The 22,667-nt window shown below is 64.1% G+C and carries 8 protein-coding genes; 6 read left to right on the top strand and 2 right to left on the bottom strand.

Translation table 11 applies throughout. The annotated features are described in order from the left end of the window. Window positions 1-200: 200 nt before the first annotated feature. From PspCFBP13508_RS01020 to PspCFBP13508_RS01005, 4 genes are read left to right on the top strand one after another with little or no spacing between them, the layout of a single operon-like run. Window positions 201-11,921 (top strand): BapA/Bap/LapF family large adhesin, encoded by an 11,721-nt coding sequence (locus tag PspCFBP13508_RS01020; RefSeq protein ID WP_137213387.1) that lies wholly within the window; start codon window positions 201-203, stop codon window positions 11,919-11,921. 43 nt (window positions 11,922-11,964) lie between these two features. Next, window positions 11,965-13,401 (top strand): TolC family outer membrane protein, encoded by a 1,437-nt coding sequence (locus PspCFBP13508_RS01015; RefSeq protein WP_130910116.1) that lies wholly within the window; start codon window positions 11,965-11,967, stop codon window positions 13,399-13,401. After that, a complete protein-coding gene (locus PspCFBP13508_RS01010) occupies window positions 13,398-15,560 on the top strand; it encodes a type I secretion system permease/ATPase (protein ID WP_137213386.1) in 2,163 nt (720 codons plus the stop codon). The genes PspCFBP13508_RS01015 and PspCFBP13508_RS01010 overlap by 4 nt, the downstream gene beginning before the upstream one ends. 8 nt (window positions 15,561-15,568) lie before the next feature. Then, window positions 15,569-16,753 (top strand): HlyD family type I secretion periplasmic adaptor subunit, encoded by a 1,185-nt coding sequence (locus PspCFBP13508_RS01005; protein ID WP_038862077.1) that lies wholly within the window; start codon window positions 15,569-15,571, stop codon window positions 16,751-16,753. Here the strand turns inward: PspCFBP13508_RS01005 and PspCFBP13508_RS01000 are convergent, their stop codons facing one another. Further along, window positions 16,754-17,284 carry a trypsin-like peptidase domain-containing protein gene (locus tag PspCFBP13508_RS01000; protein WP_137213385.1) on the bottom strand — a complete coding sequence of 177 codons (531 nt, stop codon included), beginning with the start codon at window positions 17,282-17,284 and terminating at the stop codon, window positions 16,754-16,756. It lies immediately after the preceding gene. A 304-nt stretch (window positions 17,285-17,588) separates the two neighbouring features. Then, window positions 17,589-19,478 carry a sigma-54-dependent Fis family transcriptional regulator gene (locus PspCFBP13508_RS00995; RefSeq protein ID WP_137213384.1) on the bottom strand — a complete coding sequence of 630 codons (1,890 nt, stop codon included), beginning with the start codon at window positions 19,476-19,478 and terminating at the stop codon, window positions 17,589-17,591. Window positions 19,479-19,724: 246 nt separating this feature from the next. On the opposite strand from PspCFBP13508_RS00995, the gene PspCFBP13508_RS00990 reads away from it, so the two are divergent. Both PspCFBP13508_RS00990 and PspCFBP13508_RS00985 read left to right on the top strand, forming a co-directional pair. Beyond that, window positions 19,725-21,548 (top strand): NAD(P)/FAD-dependent oxidoreductase, encoded by a 1,824-nt coding sequence (locus PspCFBP13508_RS00990; RefSeq protein WP_137213383.1) that lies wholly within the window; start codon window positions 19,725-19,727, stop codon window positions 21,546-21,548. A 114-nt stretch (window positions 21,549-21,662) separates the two neighbouring features. Next, the gene (locus tag PspCFBP13508_RS00985) at window positions 21,663-22,667 is read left to right on the top strand and encodes an NAD(P)-dependent oxidoreductase (protein WP_137213382.1); all 1,005 of its coding nucleotides are present in this window, start codon (window positions 21,663-21,665) and stop codon (window positions 22,665-22,667) included.

Raw genomic sequence — 22,667 nt, 5'->3', positions numbered from 1 at the left:
TTGTTTCATCCAACCGTTCGTTGGATCCAACGGCCCGACAAACGGTAGCCTTATAAATCTCTTTTAATATCAGCTGGATAATCGTTGGCAAAATGCCACTTCGGTAACTCGTCAAAAATCAGGCGGCCTTATTTCAAACTCCCTATCTATGGTTTTAAAACCATCCGTGACGTCCACCCACCCATTTACAGGGAGTAGTAATGGACAACATCGTCATTGCCGACAAAGCCAATTCTCAGCTCACTGCCCAGAACTGGGGCAATGTTCAGCTCAGTCAGCCTTCAGTTGTACAAATTCCGGTCCGCCCCGACCAACTGGCGTCGACCAGTCGCAGCGGTCAGGATTTGATCGTCAATCTGAAGTCTGGCGAGCAAATCAAAATCTCCAATTTCTTTGTCACCAGCCCTGACGGCGTGCCTAATGACATTGTCTTTCAGGGTGACGACGCGACGCTGTGGCAGGCGCGCTACAGCGCCGAGCCGTTCAATGGCTTTACCTTTGACGAAATCAATTCGCTGGACGAGCTGATCGCTGGCGTCGGTGTGGTGGATGGGGCGACGCCGGCCTGGGCGATTGCCGGGCTTGGCCTGTTGGGCGCGGGTGGTGCGGCAGCCGCTGCCGGCGGAAGTGGGGGCGGCGGAGGTGGTGGTGGCGGTGGAGACGCGACGCCTCCCGCGCCTGCGACCGGATTAACCTTGTCGGCCGATGGCCGGGTGCTGAGTGGTTTTGGCGAAGCTGGCAGTGTCGTTCAGGTACGCGATGCGGCCGGCAACCTTTTGGGTTCCGGAACCGTTGGCGCCGACGGCAGTTTCCAGGTCGACCTGGGTACGCCACAGAACAATGGCCAGCCGCTCGACGTCACGCTCACCGATCCTGCGGGCAACGTTTCGACACCCGGTACGGTCACTGCGCCGGATACCACCGCGCCCACCGCGCCTGGCAACCTCGCTGTGAGCGCCGATGGCACGCAACTCGGCGGCACCGGTGAAGTCGGCTCGACCATCCAGGTGCGCGCCGCCGATGGCAGCCCGCTCGGCAGCGCCGTGGTTGCGGCGGATGGCACCTTCAGCGTCATCCTCAGCCCCGCGCAAACCGGCGGTCAGCCGCTGACAGTGAATGCCACCGATGCCGCAGGCAACACCTCGACCGGCGCAACGATCAGCGCGCCGGAGATCGTCGAACCGACGACGCCAGGCAATCTTGGTTTGAGCAGCGACGGCAGCCAGCTGACCGGCACCGCCCGGGCCGGCACCACCATTGAAGTCCGTGCCGCCAACGGCGAATTGCTCGGGCGCGCGGCGGTGGCCGCTGACGGTACTTTCCTGCTGACGCTGGTTCGTGCGCAGGCCAACGGTGAAACCTTCAGTGTCGTGGCGGTCAACAGCGCCGGTGCGCAATCGCCGGCCGTTACCTTCAACGCACCAGACATCACCGGCCCCGCCGCGGCGACCGATGTAGCGGTGAGCAGCGATGGCCTCTCGGTGACCGGCCGTGGCGAACCCGGCAGCACAGTCAGCGTCTCCAATGCCCAAGGCACGCTGCTGGGGACAGCTTTGGTCGCCGCCGATGGCTCGTTCACCGTGCAACTCAACCCCGCGCAAATCGATGGCGAGGCGCTGAGCGTGCTGGTCACCGACGCCGCCGGCAACCCTTCGCCAGCAGTGACTATCATCGCGGTTGACCTCGACGGGCTGACTCAACCGAGTGACATCGCAGTGAGCGTCGATGGCACGCAATTGAGTGGACGCGGCCAGCCCGGTTCGACCGTGACGGTGCGTGACGCCAACGGCAATCTGCTCGGCACGGCCGTTGTCGCGGCGGACGGCACGTTCAGCCTGCAACTGAGCAGTCCACAGAACAACGGCGAAACACTGCAGATCAGTGCCAGCGACGCCGCTGGCAACACCTCCGCACCACTGAGCTACGTCACGCCTGACACCCAAGGACCCACGGCCGTCTCCGATCTCGCGCTCGACGCTCAGGGGCAGACGCTCACCGGTAAGGGTGAGTTGGGTGCGTCAGTCACCGTGCGCGATCCGGCCGGCAATATCATCGGCACCGGCACGGTGGGTGCCGACGGTAATTTTACCGTTCCACTTTCCACACCACAGACCGATGCGCAACAGCTGCAAGTGATCCAGACCGACGCAGACGGCAATCCTTCGGCGCCGGTCAACGTGATCGCACCCGATCTGACCACGCCGGTTGCCGTGACCGATGTAAGCATTTCCGCCAATGGCGCCGTGGTCTCCGGCGCGGGTCAGATCGGCGCCACCGTTACTGTCACTGACACCAATGGGACCGTGCTGGGAACAGCTATTGTCGGCAGCAACGGCCGGTTCGAGGTCACCCTGTCCTCGCCACAAACCAATGGCCAGAACCTCAGCGTCGTGCAGAGCGACGGCTCGCCGTCGGGCTCGCCGGCAGTTCCAGTTGAAGCGCCGGATATCCAGGCTCCCACTGCCCCTTCGGATCTGACGCTGAATGCAGGTGGCACTGAACTGAGTGGCACCGGCGAACCCGGTGCCACGGTGTCAGTCAAGGATTCGGCGGGCAATATTTTAGGTACCGCGATCGTCGACGGCAGCGGCGCCTTTACAGTGCCGCTGAACAGCCCGCAGATCGAAGGCCAACAACTGCAAGTCAGCCAATCGGATGGCGTGAACGTTTCCCCCAGCACACCACTAACGGCGACGGACACCACCGCGCCGCTGGCGCCGGACAATGTCGTGCTCGCCAGTAACGGCGTGACCTTGACCGGCACCGGGCAAGCGGGCAGCACCGTAACCGTCAGCGCGCCCGACGGCACGGTGCTTGGCACTACGGTGGTCGCCAGCGACGGCAATTTCAGCGTCAACCTGAGTCCGGCTCAGCTCGACGGTCAGGTGCTGAACGTGATCCAGACCGATGCGAGCGCCCTGCCCTCGCCGGCCACGCCGGTCACCGCACCGGACATCACCGCCCCGCCTGCACCGACCGGGCTGGCCGTCGATCCTTCAGGTGCCACGGTCACCGGTACCACGCAGCCCAATAACACGGTGCAGGTGCTGGATGCCGACGGCAACGTCATCGGCACTGCGACCGCTGACGGCACGGGCGCCTTCACGGTCAACCTCGATAATGCGCAGACCAATGGCGAAGCCTTGCAAGTCGTGGTGTCGGACGGCGCCAACAGTTCGCTGCCAGGCACCGTTGCCGCGCCGGACAGCACGCCGCCGGCAGCGGTCAGCGATCTCGCGCTCAACCCGGCCGGCACGCAGGTCTCTGGCCTTGCCGAACCGGGCACGACGGTCACCGTCAGCATTGCCGGCGGTGGCGCTGTGCTGGGCACCGCGACGGCCGATGCGGATGGCCGCTTTGTCGTGACCCTCAGCCCACCGGCCGAGCCTGGCGGCAATCTGGAAGTCATCAGCACGGATGGCGGCGGCAATGATTCGCCCGTCGTGCCGCTGGCAGGACTGGACGGTAGCCAGGTCGCGACCCCGACCGATCTGGCCTTGAGTGCCGATGGTTTCACCCTGACCGGTGCCGGAACGCCCGGTTGCACCGTGACGGTGACCAGCAGCAGCGGCGCTGTGCTCGGCTCAGGTCTGATCAACAGCTTCGGCCGCTTCACCCTGTTGCTCAGTAGCAAACAGATCAACGCGCAAGTTCTCCAGGTGACGGCCACCAGTCCCGACGGGGACGTCTCGATTCCGGGCACGGTGACGGCGATCGATGGCACGGCGCCAGACGCTGTGACCGATCTGGCGCTGAATGCCAACGGCACAACACTCACTGGACGCGGTGAGGCCGGGGCGACGGTCACTGTCACCGACGCCACAGGTACCGTGCTCGGTACTGCACTGGTCGCCAGCAACGGCACGTTCAGCCTGACGCTGACGCCGGCACAACTTAATGGCCAGGCGCTTACCGCGATCCAGAGCGACGCCGCCGGCAACCTGTCGCAACCCGCTGGCATCATTGCCAGCGATCTGCAACCGCCCGCCGCAGCGACTGGCGTTACGATCAATGACGTCGGCACCGTGGTCAAAGGCCAGGGCGAAGCCGGCAGCACCGTGACCGTGCGCGATGCCGCCGGTAACGTGTTGGCCACCGGCGTAGTCGATCAGAGCGGCAACTTCCAGGTCACCTTGCCCAATGCGCAGAACACTGGCGAAACCCTGCAGGTCACTCTGACCGACGCCAACGGCAACGCCTCGACTTCCACTGGCGTGATCACTGTCGACGGCACCCCGCCGGCCGCTGTGCAGAATCCACTGATCAGCGCCGATGGCAGCACCCTCAGCGGCACAGGTGAGGCTGGCGCAACAGTCAATGTCACCACCGCCAACGGCACCCTGCTGGGCAGCGCCGTGGTGGGCGCGGACGGCTCGTTCAGCGTGACCCTGGCGCCAGCGCCGACCAATGGTGAGGCGCTGGCGATCAGCCAGACCGACTCTGCCGGCAATGTCTCGCCGTCGACCAGTGTCAACGCACCCGACATCAGCCCACCGGCGGCACTGACCCAAGTCGCGGTGAATGCCGACGGCGTCACCGTTACCGGCCACGGCGAACCCGGCGCCACCGTGTCTGTACGCAGCGCCGACGGCACCTTGCTCGGCACCGCACAGGTCGGCAGCGGCGGCGCGTTCACTGTCACGCTGAACGCAGCACAACTGAATGCCGAAGTGCTGACCGTCACTCAGGAAGATCCGCCGGGCAACGTTTCGACGGCGGTTGAAGTCATCGCCGCGGATTTGACCGCGCCGGCGATTCCGAGCGCATTGACCCTCAATGCTGCTGGCGTGCAACTGGCCGGTAACGCCGAGGCCGGCAGTACCGTGACCGTACGCGACAGCCAGGGCAATCTTCTCGGTACAACCACGGCGGCCGCAAACGGCACTTTCCAGATTACCCTCAACAGTCCGCAAACCAATGGCCAGTCGCTGAACGTGACGGCCACCGATGCGGCAGGCAATCCGTCGGCCCCGGCAATCGTCAATGCGGTCGATAGCACGGCGCCGTTGGTGGCGAGCGATCTGGCGGTCAGCGCCAATGGTGCCACCCTGACCGGCATCGGCGAGGTCGGCGCCAGCGTGGAAGTTCGCGATGCCGGCGGTGTTTTGCTGGGTACTGCGACCGTTGCCAGCAACGGCAATTTCAGCGTCACGTTGTCCCCGGCGGCGGTGGCTGGATCGAATCTTTCCGTGGTGCAGATCGATGCTGCCGGCAACACCGGACCGGCGGCGCCGGTGACTGCACCGGGCAATCTGGCGGAAAGTGCACCGACCAATCTGGCCCTCAGCGCTGACGGTCTAACCCTCACCGGCTCGGCCACCGCCGGCAGCACCGTGAGCATTCGCAATGCCTCGGGCGTGTTGCTCGGCAGCGCGCTGGTGGCGGCCAATGGCACTTTCAGCGTCACCCTCAACGCCGCGCAACTCAACGGTGAACAGCTGTCTGCCGTGGCAACCTCGAGCACCGGTATCAATTCGTCACCGACCGACTACACCGCTGCCGACATCGCCGCGCCAACACCGCTGAGTGAACTGAGTCTGGCACCGAACGGCACGGCCCTGACCGGGCGCGGTGAAACCGGCGCCACGGTGACCGTGCTCGGCACCGGCGGAGTGGTTCTCGGCAGCGCCGTGGTGGCGGCCAATGGCACCTTCAGCGTCACCCTCAGCCCGGCACAGACCTCTGGCCAGACTTTGAGCCTGAGCCAGGCCGACACCGCCGGCAACGAATCCAACAGCGTCAACCTGATCGCCCCGGACCTGCTCGCCCCCAATGCGCCGGCGGCGCTGGTGGCAAGCCCTGACGGCACCTTGCTGTCGGGTACCGGTGAGGCCGGCACCACGGTCAACGTATACAACGCTGCCGGAGCGCTGGTCGGCACCGGCACCGTGAGCATCGACGGCACGTTTGCGATCACCCTGACCACGCCGCAAGCCAACGGTCAGGCGCTGACCGTGTCGCTGACGGATGCGGCGGGCAACACCTCGGCAGCCACGCCGTTCACTTCGGTCGACAGCACACCGCCAGCGGCCGTTTCGCAACTGAGCATCGGCGGCGACGGCGCAAGCCTGACCGGGCGCGGCGAACCGGGCGCGCAGGTCCGGGTCATCGACAGCGACGGCAACGTGCTTGGCACCGCCGTGGTCAGCGCGACCGGTACCTTCACCCTGCCACTGAACCCGGCGTTGACCAATGCCGAAGTGATCACCGTGGTCCAGGCCGACGCGGCGGGCAACGACTCGCCGGCAGTGAACCTGACCACACCGGACTTCACCCCGCCTGATCCACTGGACAACGTCGATATCAACTCGTCCGGCGCGTTGGTCATCGGTACTGGCGAACCCGGCGCGACCGTGACCGTGCGCGATGCCAATGGCACCTTGCTCGGCACCAGCGTGGTGCTCGGCGACGGCACCTTCAGCGTCTCCCTCAATCCGCCGCAGATCAATGAACAGATCCTCAGCGTGCAGCAGGCCGATCCACCCGGCAACGTCAGCGCGCCGGTGTCGATCACCGCACCGGATCTGACCCCGCCAGCGACGCCGGCCGATCTGCAACTGAATGCCGATGGCGACACCCTCACCGGGACCGGCGAAGTCGGCGCCATTGTCCGCGTGACATCCGCAGACGGTACCGAGCTGGGCACCGGCACCGTGGGCAGCGATGGCCGTTTCCAGATCACCGTGACCCCAACACAGACCAATGGCCAAGCGCTGTTCGTGGTGTTGGCGGATGCGGCCGGCAATGCCTCGCCTGCCGGCACCCTGACGGCGCCTGACAGCACGCCTCCTGCAGCACTGACCGATGTCGAGATCGACGCCAGCGGCAGCCTGATCACCGGCTCCGGTGCGGCTGGCTCGCAGGTAGTCGTCACCAACGCGGTGGGCACCATCGTCGGCACCGGCACCGTCGCGGCCGATGGCAGTTTCAGCGTCATCCTCGATCAGCCTCTGCTCAACGGTGAAGCCTTGTCGGTGATCCAGCGCGATGCGGCGGGCAACCCTTCGCCGATCGTGCCCGTCACTGCGCCGGACATCACCCTGCCCGCTGCGCCCACCGGCCTCGTTCTCGCGCCCGACGGCGTGACATTGACCGGTACCGGTGAAGCCGGCGCCACGGTGCGCGTGCTCAGCGCGACTGGCACTGTTTTGGGCTCGGCAACCGTGACCGGCAATGGCTCGTTCAGCGTGACCCTCAATCCGCCGCAGGTGAATGGCGAGCTGTTGAGCGTCAATCAGACTGATCCGGCTTCAAACATTTCACCCACAGCACCTCTGCAGGCGGGCGACAGCACTGATCCGCTGGAAGTGGCCGACCTCAATGTCAGCCAGGACGGCTTGACCGTCACCGGCACCGGCGAGCCCGGCGCAACCGTCACCGTGCTTGACGGCGCGGTGGTGCTCGGCACGGCGACGGTGGCGGCAGATGGCAATTTCAGCGTCACGTTGTCGGCTGCGCAACTGGATGGCCGCGCGCTCTCGGTAGTGCAAGCCGACGCGCAAAACAACCAGTCCGAGCCCGTACTGGTCGACGCGCCGGACAGCACTGCACCGATCGCACCAACGGTGACATCGCTGACCGGCGCCGGCACCTTGCTCGCCGGGACCGCCGAAGCCGGCAGCACCGTGACTGTGCTGTCCGCCACCGGCACCGTGCTCGGCACAGCAGTGGCATTGGGCGACGGCACCTATACAGTCACGCTGAATCCGGCCCAGGCCAACGGTCAGTTGTTGTCGGTGATCGCGACGGACGAAGCGCAAAACGCATCGCCAGAGCTGCTCTACCCGGCGGCAGATACCACGGCTCCGGATGCCGTCACCGGTCTGACCATCAGCGGCGATCTGAGCCAACTCGCCGGTCGTGGCGAAGCCGGCGCGAGTGTCGAGGTGACCGATGCGCTGGGCAATGTTGTCGGCACCGGCACGGTCGCGGCCAACGGCACATTCCTGATCGATCTGGATCCGGGCATCACTGCCGGCCAGGTGCTGACAGTGAATCAAACAGACGTCGCGACTAACGTGTCCGCAGACGCCGACCTGACTGTTCCGGCAGTGCCAGCCCCGGCTGCGCCGGACAATCTTGTACTGACAGCCGACGGCGTGACGCTGACCGGCACGGCGGCGATCGGCACCACCATCAATGTCTACGCGCCGGACAACAGCCTGATCGGCACCGGCGTCACCGGCGGGGATGGCACGTTCAGCGTGGTGCTGACGCCTGCGCAAACCAACGGCCAAAGCCTCGAAGTCACCGCCAACACTGCGTTGGGTGGCGCCTCGCTGCCGACTGAAATCACCGCAGGCGACACTTCGGCGCCGGCGCCACTCAGCGATCTGGCGGTCAATGCCAGCGGCACACTGGTCACCGGTCGCGGCGAAGTCGGCGCGTCGGTGACCATCACCGGCACTGGCGGCGTAGTGTTGGGCAATGCGACGGTTGGCGCCAATGGCACCTTCAGCGCGCAGCTCAATACGCCGCAGGTCAACGGTCAGGTGCTCAATGCGACTCAGACCGATGCGGCCAACAACAGCTCATCCGGGCTTAACGTAACCGCGCCAGACATCACCCCTCCGGCGGCGCCCACGGCGCTGGTCCTCAGCGGCGCCGGACTGGTGCTCGGCGGGCTCGGTGAAGCCGGCGCCACCGTCACTGTTCGCGGTGCGGGTGGCACGGTGCTGGGCACGGCGACGGTGGCGGGCAATGGCTCGTTCTCGGTGACCTTGTCCTCCGCCCAACTCAATGGCCAGCAACTGAGCGTCACGCAGAGTGACGCGGCGGGCAACGTTTCACCGGTTACCAACCTCAGCGTCGCCGATACCACCGCGCCGGCGCCGCTGAGCAATGTCAGCCTGAACGGCACCGGCCTGGCGGTCAGCGGCACGGGTGAAGCCGGCGCGACCGTCAGCGTGACCAACGCAGCCGGTACCGTCCTCGGCACCGCTGTGGTCAATGCTGGCGGCACCTTCACCGTACAACTGTCCAGCGCGCAACTGAACGGCCAACAGCTCAACGTCCAACAAGCCGACCCGACGGGCAATCTGTCGCAGGTCTTCAATCTGACGGCCCCTGACGTGCAGGCGCCGATCGCAGCCAGCGGTCTGACGCTCGCTGGCAACGGTCTGACCCTCAGCGGTACGGGCGAAGCCGGTGCGACGGTCAACGTCTACGGCCCGGGCGGTGCGCTAATCGGCACCACCACCGTGGGCAGTGGCGGCACGTTCAGCTTCGACCTGAACACCGCGCAACTCGACGGACAGCTGTTGACCGTGCGTCTGGTCGACCCGGCCGGCAACCTGTCGCCCAACGCCAGCCTGACAGCGCCGGACAGCACCGCCCCCGGCGCGCCGACTGGCGTCAGCGTCAATGGCAGCGGCACCGTGCTCACTGGCGTCGGCGTGCCCGGTTCGACCATCAGCGTACTCGGCGCCGGCGGGGTGGTGCTCGGCACCGCCACCGTCGCCGCTAACGGCAGTTTCTCCGTGGCACTGGCCTCAGCGCAGATCAACAGCCAGGTACTCAGCGTCACCCAGGCCGATCCGAGCGGCAACGTATCGGCTGCGGCGACTGCGACGGCGCCAGACCTGACACCACCCGCTGCCGCCACGGCGCTGCTGGTCGGTGCCGACGGCCTGACCGTCACCGGTACCGGTGAAGCCGGTGCAACCGTGACCATCAAGTCGGCCAGCGGCACCGTTCTGGGCACCGGCACGGTCAACAACCTCGGCGTGTTTACCGTCACCCTGAGCAGTGCGCAGATCAACGGCGAAAACCTCACCGTCAACCTCAGCGACGCACGCGGCAACGTTTCGGTAGCCGCCAACGTCATTGCGCCGGACGTCGACGTCAACGCGCCAGTGATCGCCAGCGATGACCTTGCCGTCGGCACCGTCACCCTGACTCCGGTCACCGCGTCGCAGACCTTCAACGACTCGTTCACTACGCTGCTGGCCGGATTCTCGAAAACCTTCACTTTCACCGTCGCCGGCGGCACGCGTCTTGATCCGACCCTGACGCTGACCACCAGCAGCCTGATTTCGCTGATCGATGGCGTGGTCTACACCCTGCAAGTCAAGGATGCCAGCGGCAACTGGGTGACTCTGGATGTCAACGGCAGCGGCGGCCTGCTCGACCTGATCGCGCTCGCCGGCCAAGGCGTGCGGGTCGACATCGGTAACCTGCTGTCAGGCGATTATCGACTGACGGTTTCGAGCACCGGCATCGGCGTGCTGACCACGGTCAATACCCAGCTGCAACTGGACGTCAGCAGCCTGACCCAGTTCAACGGCGTTGCCGGGCCAGCGGTGACCGGCAACGTCATCACCAACGTTGGCGTCGATGGCACGGCCGATCAGACCGGCCCGGACAACGGCGCGCAGTTGCAGATCTTCAAGAACGGCGCCTGGATCAGCGCTGGGGCCGGCACCACGGTGCAAGGGTTGTACGGCACGCTGACCATCGACGCCAACGGCAACTACAGCTATAAACCGAACGGCAGTGTTGGCAGCGTCGGCAAAGTCGACGTGTTCAACTACCAACTGGTGCACCCGAACGGTTTGAGCGACACCGCCAATCTGTATGTGCGCATCGACAGCCCGCAAGCCAGCGAAGTGTGGAATGACGCCAACCTTGGCAGCCCGGCATTGGTGGTTGATGCCACAGCGGACATCGCCTCGACTGACGTCACCCTGATCAACCGCGAAGTCACCACCAACTCAGCCCTCGGCACGTTCAATGTGCTGCTGGGCGGCGGCAGCGGTAACTACAACACGGTGGTCGCGGCCGATACCGTCAGTGACCTGACCGTGGTGGTCAATTCGAGCAATCTGCTGGCGCTGCTCGGTTCGATGACGGTGGGCCTGTACAAGCTCAACACCGCCACCAACCAGTACGTGCTGGTCAAGAGTTACGGCGGCAACGCGCTGGTCAATCTCGGCGGCGGCAACTACGGGATCAAGTTCGACGACCAGACCGCCGGCAGTTATCAGGTGCGGGTGGCAGTGGGCGGCCTCGGCCTGCTGACCAGCGTCAACACCAGCCTGATCAACGTCGCGACCTACAACAATCAGTTTGTGGTCGGCAGCTACACGCCGGTATCGGGCAATCTGCTCACCGACACCGCGGGCGGCGGTGCCGATGTGTTGGGCTCGGTCTACACCTTGCTCAGCGTGCTGGTCGCCGGCAGTTACGTCGCGCCGGGTTACAACGGCGTCTCGCTGGTCGGCAATTACGGCACCCTGGTGGTGCAGGCCAACGGCAACTACACCTACACGCTCAAGGCCGGGCTGACCGATGCGGTGATCGGCCAGGAAGACACCTTCACCTACCAACTCACCCACCCCAACGGCACCGTGGATACCGCGACGCTGACCATCGACCTGAACAAGGCCGGCGCATTTGCCAGCACCGCTTTCTCGGCCCTGGCCAGTGATGACCTCGGTCTGGCCCAAGCCACTGGCATTGAGCTGATCCAGGGCACCGAGGGCAACGACACCCTCGACGGCTCGCACGGTGGCGCCGTGACCCTGCAAGGTGGCGGTGGCGACGACACGCTGATCATCGCCGACCAGCAGTTCAACTCGGTGGATGGCGGCAGCGGCACCGACACCCTGCTCTGGGCCGGTGGCGACGTGTCGATCAACCTCGGCGATCTGCAGAGCAAGATCCACAACGTCGAAATCCTCGACCTTAACCATTCAAGTGCGGTTGCGCTGACATTGAATCTCGGCGACCTGCTGGCGATTACCTCTTCGGACAACAACACTTTGCTGATCAAGGGTGACGACAGGGACAGCGTGCACATGACCGATGGCTGGGTCGCCGATGGCACGCAACAGGCCGACGGCATCGACTATGTTCAATACACGGCGCAGGAGGATCCGAGCCACCACTTGTGGGTACAGAACGGCATTCAAGTGGTTTGAAACAAGCCATCGAACGTTGGTCTCTCAACAGTAAGGGAAGTCTGTGGAGTCAGTTTTTCGCCAGAAATGGCCGGTGGTCCTGTTGACCATCGGCCTCTACCCCGCTTTCACCGTCGGCGTTCGCGCCGACGACAATCTCGACATCAGCTTGCGCAGCATCAGCCCGTCGCAACTGCAACAACCGGCAGGCACTGACAATCGTCAGCGCCCTGCCCTCGCTTCCAAAGCGTCTGCCGATGCGGATGCGTTGGGTCTGGAACAAGCGGTCAGGCTCGCCGTGGACTGGCACCCACGCATCGGCGAGGCCATCGGCACCCTGTTCCAGCAAGGCGAAGGGGTCAACGTCGCCGAATCCGGCTATTACCCGCAGGTCACCGGCGGCATCAAGGGTGGCTACACCAGCGGTTACGGCAGCGATGCCGGCAGCCAGTCGGTGAACATTTCCCTCAAGCAGATGCTGTATGACTTCGGCAAGGTTTCCAGTTCGGTCGACGCCGCCCGCGCCCGGGTGGCGCGCAGTCAGGCCGGGATTCTGCTGGCGATCGACGACATCGCCCGCGACACCGCCAGGGCCTACATCGAGGTGCAGCGTTATCAGCGTCTGCTCGAGGTTGCGCGCGAGCAGATTCAGGGCATCGGCGGCATCGTTGATTTGGCCAAACAGCGCAGCGACATGGGCGCCAGCACCCGCTCCGATATGGTTCAGGCGCAGTCCCGGGCCGAAGGCGCGACGGCGACGTTGCAGGAATTCAAGGCGCAATACGCACGCTGGCAAGCGACCCTGACCAGTCTGCTCGGACGGCGCACGCCGCCGGCGGTCAGCGACGCCGCCGCGCCGACGCTAACCCAGGCCTGCGACGCCTCGCAGATCTCCGACACCCTGCCCGCCGTGCTCCAAGCCGCAGCGCAACGCACGCAGGCTCAGGCCGAACTGGCGCAAGCCAAGGCCGAAGCCTACCCGACCCTGTCGCTGCAACCGTCGGTCAACCAATACCTGGACGACCACTACGACGATCAGAACTCGCGCGCTGATCGCACCCAGGTGGGAATCTTCCTCAACCTCGAAGTGCCGATCTACCAGGGCGGTGCGATCAGTGCGCGCAGCCGCGCCGCCGGGCATGCGCTGACCGCAGCGGATTCGGCCGAAGACTTCGCCCGTCTGCAAGCGCGCCAGGGTCTGGCTGAAGCCCAGGCGCAAACCTCGGGCCTGAACCGGCGGCTGCGCTCGCTGGAATTTCGCCAGACCAGCATCACCGAAGCGCGCATGTTGTATGGCCGCCAGTACCTGGAACTGGGCACGCGACCGCTGCTCGACCTGCTCAACGCCGAGCAGGAAATCCATCAGTCGCGCTTCGATCTGGTCAATACCCAGGCTGATCTGCAACGCCTGCAGATCGACTGCTTCTACAACAGCGGTGCGATTCGCCGGGTCTTCGGCATCGACCACAGCGCCATCCAGAATGTCGAGATCCTGCCATGACCGATGCCAGCATCACTGTTCCCGAACCCGCCGCTGCCGAGGCTCGCGAGGATTATTCACCGTGGCTGGAAGCGGTGCTCAAGGTCGCCCGCCACTATCGCCTCGACGTCTCCCCGGAAAGCGTGCGCCTGGCCTCGGTGCACAGCGAAGGCCGCGTCGAAGAAGTGGTTCGGCACATGGCGCGTCAGGCCGGTTTGAGCGTGAAATTCGCGGTATTCGATAACAAGAGCCTGAGTCGCTGGCGCACGCCGCTGGTGGTGCAACTGCGCGACGGTCAGGTCGGCGTGCTCGAAAGCATCGGCGAAACCGGCGAGCTGGGCATCTGCTTCAGTGGCGATCAAGGTTTGCAGAGTCGCATGGACGCCACCGCGCTCGCCGAGCAGGCATTGCGCACGGTGATTCTGCGTCCGACGCAACCGGTGGCCGACGTGCGCACCAACGATTACATCAAGCCCTACGACGAGCACTGGTTCCGGCGCATCGTCCTCACCGATCTGCGGCCTTACAGCCAAGTGATGATCGCCTCGCTGGTGGCCAACCTGCTGGGCATGGCCGGGGTACTGTTTTCCATGCAGGTGTACGACCGGGTGATTCCGGCCGAGTCGCTGCCGACCCTGTACGTGTTGTTCGGCGGGGTGATGCTGGCGCTGCTGTTCGATTTCGTCATGCGCATTCTGCGTCTGCGCATCACTGATGTGCTGGGCAAGCGCGCCGACTTGCGCGTCTCCGATCTGGTCTTTGGCCACGCCCTTCGCCTGCGCAATTCCGCGCGGCCGAAATCCACCGGTTCGTTCATTTCGCAGTTGCGCGAGCTGGAGCAGATCCGCGACCTGATCACCTCCAGCACCGCCACTGCACTGGCGGACATGCCGTTTTTCCTGCTGTTTCTGCTGGTGTTCTATTTGATCGGCGGGCCACTGGTGCTGATTCCACTGGTGGCGCTGGTGTTCATGTTGCTGCCCGGGATCATCGCGCAACCGCGTCTGGCGCGACTGGCCAATGCCTCGATGCGTGAAGCGGCGCTACGCAACGCCATGCTGGTAGAGAGTATTCAGGGCCTCGACGACATCAAGGCATTGCAGGCCGAGCAGCGTTTCCAGCAACAGTGGAACCAGTACAACGCCGCCTCGGCGGACAGCAGCCTGCGCCTGCGCACCTTGACCAACAGCCTGGTGGCGTGGACGCAGAACGTGCAAGGCGGAGTGTTCGCAGTGGTCATCGTGTTCGGCGCGCCGATGGTGATTGCCGGCGACCTCACCACCGGCAGTCTGGTCGCGGCGTCGATTCTGTCGTCGCGGATGATGGGGCCGATGGCGCAACTGACCCACGTGCTCACCCGATGGCAGCAGGCCAAGGTCGCGCTCGAAGGCTTGAACCGGATCATGCAGATGCCGGTGGATCATCCCGAAGGCAGTCAGCGCGTGCACCTGCCGGCGATTCGCGGCGACTACCGCCTGCGTCAGGCCAGTTTTCGCTACAGCGAGGAGTCGACCCCGGCGCTCAACAACATCGACCTGAGCATCCGCCCCGGCGAGCGCATCGCCCTGCTCGGCCGCAACGGTGCTGGCAAGTCGACGCTGCTGCAAGCGCTGGGCGGCGCGATGGATCTGAGCAGCGGTGAAACCACTCTGGACGGCATCGCCCTGGCACATCTGGATCCGGCCGATCTGCGCCGCGACGTCGGCCTGCTGTCGCAACAGGCGCGACTATTTCACGGCACCTTGCGCGACAACATCACCCTCGGCGCCGGTCAGGCCAGCGATCAGGAAATCATCGCCGCGCTGACTGTCACTGGCGCGCTGGATTTCGTTCGTCAGCTGCCCAAAGGCATGGATCATCTGGTGCTTGAAGGTGGCTTGGGCCTGTCGGGCGGTCAGCGTCAAAGCCTGTTGCTCTCACGCTTGTTGATCCGTCAGCCGCAAGTGCTGCTGCTCGACGAGCCAACGGCCGCGCTGGATGACGTCACCGAGCGTCTGCTGCTGGAAAAACTCGCGACCTGGACCCAGGGCCGAACGCTGGTAGTCGCCACGCACCGGGTCAGTGTGTTGCAACTGGTCGAGCGGATCATCGTTCTCGACAACGGACGTATCGTCATCGACGACCACCGCGACGCGGCATTGGCGCGGCTGCGCGCACCGGGCAAAGGAGTGGCGGTATGAAGCCGATGATGACCGATGTGCCGGACCCGATGTCCTACCTCGACGGCCGCGATGAGCGCGCACTTGCCGGTGGCGCAAAGGTGATCTGGGGGTGCGCGCTGATGCTCGCCTGCTTCATTGCCTGGGCCGCGTGGTTCGAGATCGTCGAAGTCTCGACCGGCACCGGCAAAGTGGTGCCCAGCTCGCGCGAGCAGGTCATTCAGTCGATGGAGGGCGGCATTCTTGAGCAGCTGAATGTCAGCGAAGGTGCTTTGGTCGAGCGTGGGCAGATTCTCGCGCAATTGGACCCGGTGAAGAACCAGTCCAACGTCGGCGAAAGCGCGGCCAAGTACCGCGCGGCGCTGGCCAGCGTCAACCGCTTGCAGGCCGAAGTCAGCGAAAAGCCGCTGACCTTCGACGCATCGCTGCAGGAATTTCCCGATCTGATCCGCGCCGAAACCGAGCTTTACCAGACCCGGCGCAAAGGTCTGGCAGAAACCCTCGACGGTATTCAGAGCTCGCTGAAACTGGTGCGCAGCGAACTGGCGATTACTGAAAACCTGGCGAAGATCGGCGCCTCGAGCCGGGTCGAAGTGCTGCGCCTGACCCGTCAGCGCTCGGAGCTGGAATTGAAAGCAACCGAAGCCCGCTCCGATTACATGGTCCGCGCCCGCGAAGACCTGGCCAAGGCCAACGCCGAAGCGCAGATGCTCGAAGCGGTGATCCGTGGGCGCACCGATTCACTGTCGCGCCTGACCCTGCGCTCGCCGGTGCGCGGCATCGTCAAGGACATCGAGGTCAGCACGATTGGCGGCGTCATTGCGCCCAACGGCCAGGTCATGCAGATCGTGCCGCTCGATGAACAACTGCTGATCGAGACGCGCATCTCGCCGCGCGACATCGCCTTCATTCACCCGGGCCAGGCGGCGAAAGTGAAAATCACCGCCTATGACTATTCGATCTACGGCAGCCTCGACGGCGAGGTGGTGACGATCTCGCCGGACACGATTCAGGACGAAGCCAAGCCGGAAATCTTCTACTACCGCGTGTTCATCCGCACCGCTTCGGATGAACTGCGCAACAAGGCCGGCAAACGCTTCGCCATCGTGCCCGGGATGATCGCCACGGTGGACATCCGTACCGGCGAAAAAACCGTGCTCGACTACCTGATCAAACCACTCAACCGCGCCCGCGAAGCGCTGCGCGAACGCTGATCAGCGGCTGGCCAGTTTGGTCGCCGGAGGCGCTGTCGGGGTGATGCTGGCCTGATAGCGCGACCACTCGCGATTGATCTCCGCGTACGGCAAAAAGATGCTTACGCGCGGTTGATCGAGCAAGTCCTTGCGCTTGAGGCGGCTGACGTCGTCACGGGTGAGGAACGCCACGTTGATGCCAACCACTTTCCCGTCGGCGGAAAACACCGGCCCGCCGGACATGCCTTTGGCCAATGCGCCATTGTGGGTGCCGTAAAGCACGTTGCCCTCTTTGACGTCGAGGCGAACCATGGCCGGCAAGGCCTGGCCGGTGCCCTTGACCGACATGTACAGCGAATTGAAGCCCACCGAAGTCAGCTCTTCACCCGGCTTGTAGCCGCGCCACGCCGGCACGCTAGTGGCCTTGTGACGGAAGAACTGCACGTCTGCCTGCCCCTGGAAAACCGTGCCCGACAAGTAAGGAATGTGCTTTACCGTCACGGCGAAGTCTTCATTCCATTGCACAGCCGAACCCATCAGCAGGTAAGGCAAAGGCGCTCCGGAGTGAACGACAAAGGCTTGGTCTAAAACAGGATCCTGAACAAAAGCGACTGGCATTCCATTGCACCCGCTGAGCAGCAACGAGGCTGCAACAAGTGACTTGAGGGGGCGCATTTTCGGTACATCTTGAAGTGAGGGAAGGTGCTGCAATATGTCATTGCGCCATCACTTCTAGCAATAGGCTCAGCCTACCGCTTGTCGGCATGCGATATAGTGAGTTAATGATTGGATCCAAGCAAATTCCCGGCAATGCACGCAATCGACAGCGAATGAACGCAAATGATCGCGATTGTCTTCAACCAGGTCGATTGATCCCATGCTGACGAAGCTTGCGATACAGCGTATTGCGGCTGATCCCCAGACGACGGGCAACACGCGCGACATGCCAGTGTTCAGCTTCAATCAAGCTGAGCAGAGTTTGCCGTTCGGATACGCCCAGTGGATCGTCAACAGCTTGGTCGTGGCTTACAGGCAATAACTCCTGCACGTCCTCCAGCGTGACCCGGCCGTCCACCGCCAACGCCACCAGCGTACGCAAACAGGTGCGCAGTTGCCGGACGTTGCCCGGCCAGGGCTGAGCCAGCAAGTGTTGTCGAACTCCCGCTTCCAGCCGCACATTGGCACCCGCCGCTTCTTCGCGCAGCAGAAGGTCGAGCAGACGGCCCTTGTCGGAACGCTCGCGCAGCGGTGGCAGTTCCACGGCGAAACCGCCAACGCGATAGAACAGGTCCTCGCGCAGGCGTCCGTCGGCCACGCAGGCTTGCAGATTCTGGTGGCTGGCGCTGATCAGGCGTACATCGAGCGGTCGCGGCGTTGCGCTGCCCAACGGCACGACCTGACGCTCTTCGAGCACGCGCAGCAGACGGGTCTGTACCGCGAGGGGCATGTCGCCAATTTCGTCGAGAAACAGAATGCCGCCATGGGCCTGCTCAAGCTTGCCGACCATGCCGTCCTTGCGCGCGCCGGTGAAGCTGCCGCCGCGATAGCCGAACAGCTCGCTTTCGATCAACGTCTCGGGGATCGCCGCGCAGTTGATCGCGACAAACGGCTGGCCGGCGCGCGAGCTGGCGCGATGCAGCGCTGCCGCAAAGGCCTCCTTGCCGGTGCCGGTTTCACCTTGCAGAAACACTGGCACGTCGCGCTCCAGTACACGGAGTGCGCGGGCGAATCCGCGTTGCAGGCGCGGGTCTTCCAGGCACACGCGCTCATCCTTGATTGGCGGGACAGGCGCAAGGGTCAACGGCGCGGAGCGGATCGGTTCGCGCAACTGGCCGTAGAACAGGCGTCCATCTATCAACCGCATCGGCCAGCAGACGTGCGCCTGGGCACTGGCCTGATTGAGCAACTGCTCCATCGGCGTTTCCAGCAGCATAGTCAACGACTGCCCGACCATCTGCTCGCGGCTCAGGCCCAACAGATCCAGCGCCGCCGCATTCACCGAACAGATTCGCGCACTCTCGTCGAAGCTGAGCAGGCCTTCACCCAGCAGCCCGACAAACCCGGCATCCGGATGAAACCGCAGCAAATAGCGTTGCGGATCGTGGCCGAGGAAAAAACAGCTCTCGATCAACCTGGCCGACAGATTGGTCAGGGCCATGGCCTTGAAGCGTTGCTCAAGGCTGCTTTCCTCGCGCACGGAGGACAGGTTGAGCACCGCGAGCAACTCACCGCTGGCGTCGAATATCGGGCTGGCCGAACAGGTCAGGCCGACGTGCTGGCCACGAAAATGCTCGTCGCGGCGAATGGTCACGTGCTGGCGCTCGACCAGGCAGGTGCCGACACCGTTGGTGCCCTCGTGCTCCTCGCTCCAGACCGAGCCGAGCCACAGCCCGGAGCGCTGGAACTCGCCGCGTTCGGCTTCGTTGAACACGCTGTCGATTGCCACACCGCGGGCATCGGTGAGCAGCACGACATGGCCGTCACGTCCCAGTTGCTGGTGCAGGCTGTTCATCTGCCAGTGCGCCACGGAAATGATGTGTTCCAGCGGCGCACGGTGTTCGCGCAAACGCGCCTGTTCGAGCACATCCGGCGCGCGGCGGCTGGCCGGATCGAGCTGGTATTGATCCAGGCAACGCCGCCACGAACGGGTGATCGCCAGGTCTGCCGCCGCGCTGTGGCTGGCAACAGAGCCCTGCACCGCTTGCAGTACCTGGCGCGCGTGGGCGTTGATCGAGGCCGGTTTCATTGTTGTTGTTCTCCGCTTCGGTGAAGACACGGGTGTGTCCGCAGCTTAGATGAAAAGCTCGTTGCGGGGGAATTTCGCGCCGAGTGACACAGTGTCATCCGCGATTCTCGAATTTGTGACATGTCGCCTGTGCCAAGCCTTGTCGGCCTTTGCATCAAACGCTCTGGCCCGCGTCTTTCAAGGAGATGGCCCAAGCCTTGCTCTGATGCCATGGCTTACCAAAACAACAAGATCGGGAGTGGCCCCATGAACATCGCTATTGAAACCTCTTTGCAATCGCCAACAGCGCAACTCGCCGCTTGGGTCGAACGCCTCGGCGGACGTCTGGCGCAACGAGATGTGGACGGCACGCTGGAGCTGTTTGCCGAAGAATGCCACTGGCGTGACTTGCTGCTGTTCAGCTGGAACCTCGTCACCCTGGAAGGCAAACCGGCGATTCGCGACATGCTCGAAACACGCCTTGAGCAGACCCGGCCCGAACGCTGGCAACTCGAAGGTGAAGCCACGCTTAGCGATGGCGTGCTTGAAGGCTGGATGAGTCTGGAAACCGACTCGGCGCGCGGCAAAGGCTATGTGCGCCTGAAAGACGGTTTGTGCTGGACGCTGCTGACCACCATGCGCGAACTCAAAGGCTTCGAAGAACCCAGCGGCCGCCGCCGGCCGATGGGCGCGAGCCACGGCCATGCCCACGCTGACAAGCGCAACTGGCTGGAGCGCCGCCGCGAAGAAGAAGCGGCGCTGGGCATCACCACGCAACCGTACTGCCTGATCGTCGGCGGCGGTCAGGGCGGGCTCGGCCTCGGCGCAAGGCTCAAACGCATGGGCGTACCGACGCTGATCATCGACAAAGCCGAACGCCCCGGCGATCAATGGCGCGGCCGCTACAAGTCGCTGTGCCTGCACGACCCGGTCTGGTACGACCACATGCCCTACCTGCCCTTCCCCGACCACTGGCCGGTGTTCACCCCGAAAGACCAGATCGGCGACTGGCTGGAGATGTACACCAAGGTCATGGAACTCAACTATTGGCCGCGCACTGAGTGCCTCGGCGCTACGTTTGACGAGCAGACTGGCCGCTGGACCGTGGAGGTCCTGCGCAACGGCGAGCGCATCACCCTGCAACCGACGCAACTGATCCTCGCCACCGGCATGTCTGGCGTACCGAATGTGCCGGTGTATCCAGGCGCCGAAGACTTCAAGGGCCAGCAACATCACTCCAGCCGTCACCCCGGCGGCGATGCGTGGAAAGGCAAGCGCGCAGTGATCATCGGCGCGAACAATTCAGCCCACGACATCTGCGCCGATCTGGTGGAAAACGGCGCCGAGGTGACCATGGTGCAACGTTCGAGCACGCACATCGTGCGTTCGGACAGCCTGATGGAACTGGTTTTCGGCGGGCTTTATTCCGAAGAGGCGCTCGAGTCGGGTCTGACCACGGACAAGGCCGATCTGCTGTTCGCATCGATTCCGTACAAGGTAATGCCACAGTTTCATCGGCCGATCTTCGACGCGATCAAGGAGCGCGACAAGGACTTCTATGAACGCCTGAGCCGGGCGGGTTTCATGCTCGATTTCGGCGACGATGAATCGGGTTTGTTCATGAAATACGTACGCCGTGGCTCGGGTTACTACATCGACGTCGGCGCCTCGGAACTGATCGCCAACGGCACCATCAAGCTCAAGAGCGCGCCGGGCCTCGGCGTCGAACGCATCGAAGCGGACGCGGTGGTGCTCACCGATGGCAGCCGCTTGCCGGCCGATCTCATCGTTTATGCGACAGGTTATGGCTCGATGAACGGCTGGGCCGCGAAGCTGATTTCCCAGCAAGTCGCCGACAGGGTCGGGCGCTGCTGGGGCCTGGGTTCCGGCACCACCAACGACCCCGGCCCGTATGAAGGTGAACTGCGCAACATGTGGAAGCCGACCCAGCAGCAAAACCTCTGGTTCCACGGCGGCAACCTGCATCAGTCACGGCACTATTCGCTGTATCTGGCGTTGCAGTTGAAAGCCCGTTTCGAAGGCCTCGACACCGATGTTTATCGCCTTGCACAGCGGCATCATCTGGGCTGATTCCTCAAGTGGTCGTTCGTCGGTGCGCAGACCAGGCGCACCGGCGAACTGGAAAGTGCGTGCTAGGGTGTCTAGCCCAAGCACGTTTCAATCCAGGAAAAATGAGGAGGATTCATGCCACTTCATCCCATTCTGTTCATGGGCGGCTCCGGCGCCATCGGCCATCAGACGGCCCGCGCATTGCGCGCGGCGCATCCCGACGTCCCCTTGCTGATCGGCGGACGCGACCTCGCCAAGGCTCAGCAAACCGCCGAGCAAATCGGCAATGCCCAGGGTGTGGTCATCGATGCTCGCGCAGATGATCTGGGGCTGGGTGATCGCCCGGTCAGCGCCATCGCCCTGTTCTACATGGACCACGCCCTCGCCGGGCTGCGCTTTGCGCAAAAGCGCAAGGTGCCGCACTTGAGCATCTCTTCCGGCGTGTTCGAAATCGCCCCGCAGATCGCCAGTTTCATGCACACGCCTGACGTGTCGCCCATTGTCCTCGGCTACGAATGGATGGTCGGCGCCACCACGGTAGCGACGCTGCACATCGCCCAGGCATTCGCCCGCGTGCACGACATCCGCATTCATGCACTGGTCGACGAACAGGACGGCGGCGGCCCGACCGTGGCCGTCGACTTCGAACACCTGAACAAAATGCTGCCCGCCGCGCTGACCCGCCGTGACGGCGAATTCATCTGGCGTGAAGGCGACGACGCCAAGGTCAGCTTCCGCGCCGTCGACGGCACGACCCTGCAGGGCACCGGCTTCTCCTTGATCGACGTCACCGGCCTGGCCGCCGCCACCGACGCCCCGAACGTCGAGTTCAACCTCGCCAGCGGCGTCAGCTCGACCCGGCGTCAGGGTCAGCCGATGTCGACGGAAATACTCATTGAACTCGAAGGCACGGATCACGATGGACAGCCATTGCACACCCGCCACGCCGTAGTTCACCGCGCAGGTGCAGCGGCGTTGACCGGGCTCAGTGTGGCCATGTTGCTGGAGCGGCTGGTTGGGCTGGATGGGCAAGCGCCGGTAAGGCCGGGGCTGTATTTTCCGTATCAATTGCTGGAGGCGCAGGTGTTTTTGCAGCGGTTGGAAAAGGAAGATGGCGAGCTGATCGAATTGGACGTGTGA

It is taken from the genome of Pseudomonas sp. CFBP13508 (genome assembly GCF_005233515.1).
Lineage (GTDB): Bacteria > Pseudomonadota > Gammaproteobacteria > Pseudomonadales > Pseudomonadaceae > Aquipseudomonas > Aquipseudomonas mercuritolerans.
This window is presented reverse-complemented; position numbering and strand designations above follow the sequence as displayed.

Coding starts and splice junctions, on each gene's coding strand:
- PspCFBP13508_RS01020 (WP_137213387.1), top strand. CDS start 201: ATGGACAACATCGTCATTGCCGACAAAGCCAATTCTCAGCTCACTGCC.
- PspCFBP13508_RS00990 (WP_137213383.1), top strand. CDS start 19,725: ATGAACATCGCTATTGAAACCTCTTTGCAATCGCCAACAGCGCAACTC.
- PspCFBP13508_RS01005 (WP_038862077.1), top strand. CDS start 15,569: ATGACCGATGTGCCGGACCCGATGTCCTACCTCGACGGCCGCGATGAG.
- PspCFBP13508_RS00985 (WP_137213382.1), top strand. CDS start 21,663: ATGCCACTTCATCCCATTCTGTTCATGGGCGGCTCCGGCGCCATCGGC.
- PspCFBP13508_RS00995 (WP_137213384.1), bottom strand. CDS start 19,478: ATGAAACCGGCCTCGATCAACGCCCACGCGCGCCAGGTACTGCAAGCG.
- PspCFBP13508_RS01010 (WP_137213386.1), top strand. CDS start 13,398: ATGACCGATGCCAGCATCACTGTTCCCGAACCCGCCGCTGCCGAGGCT.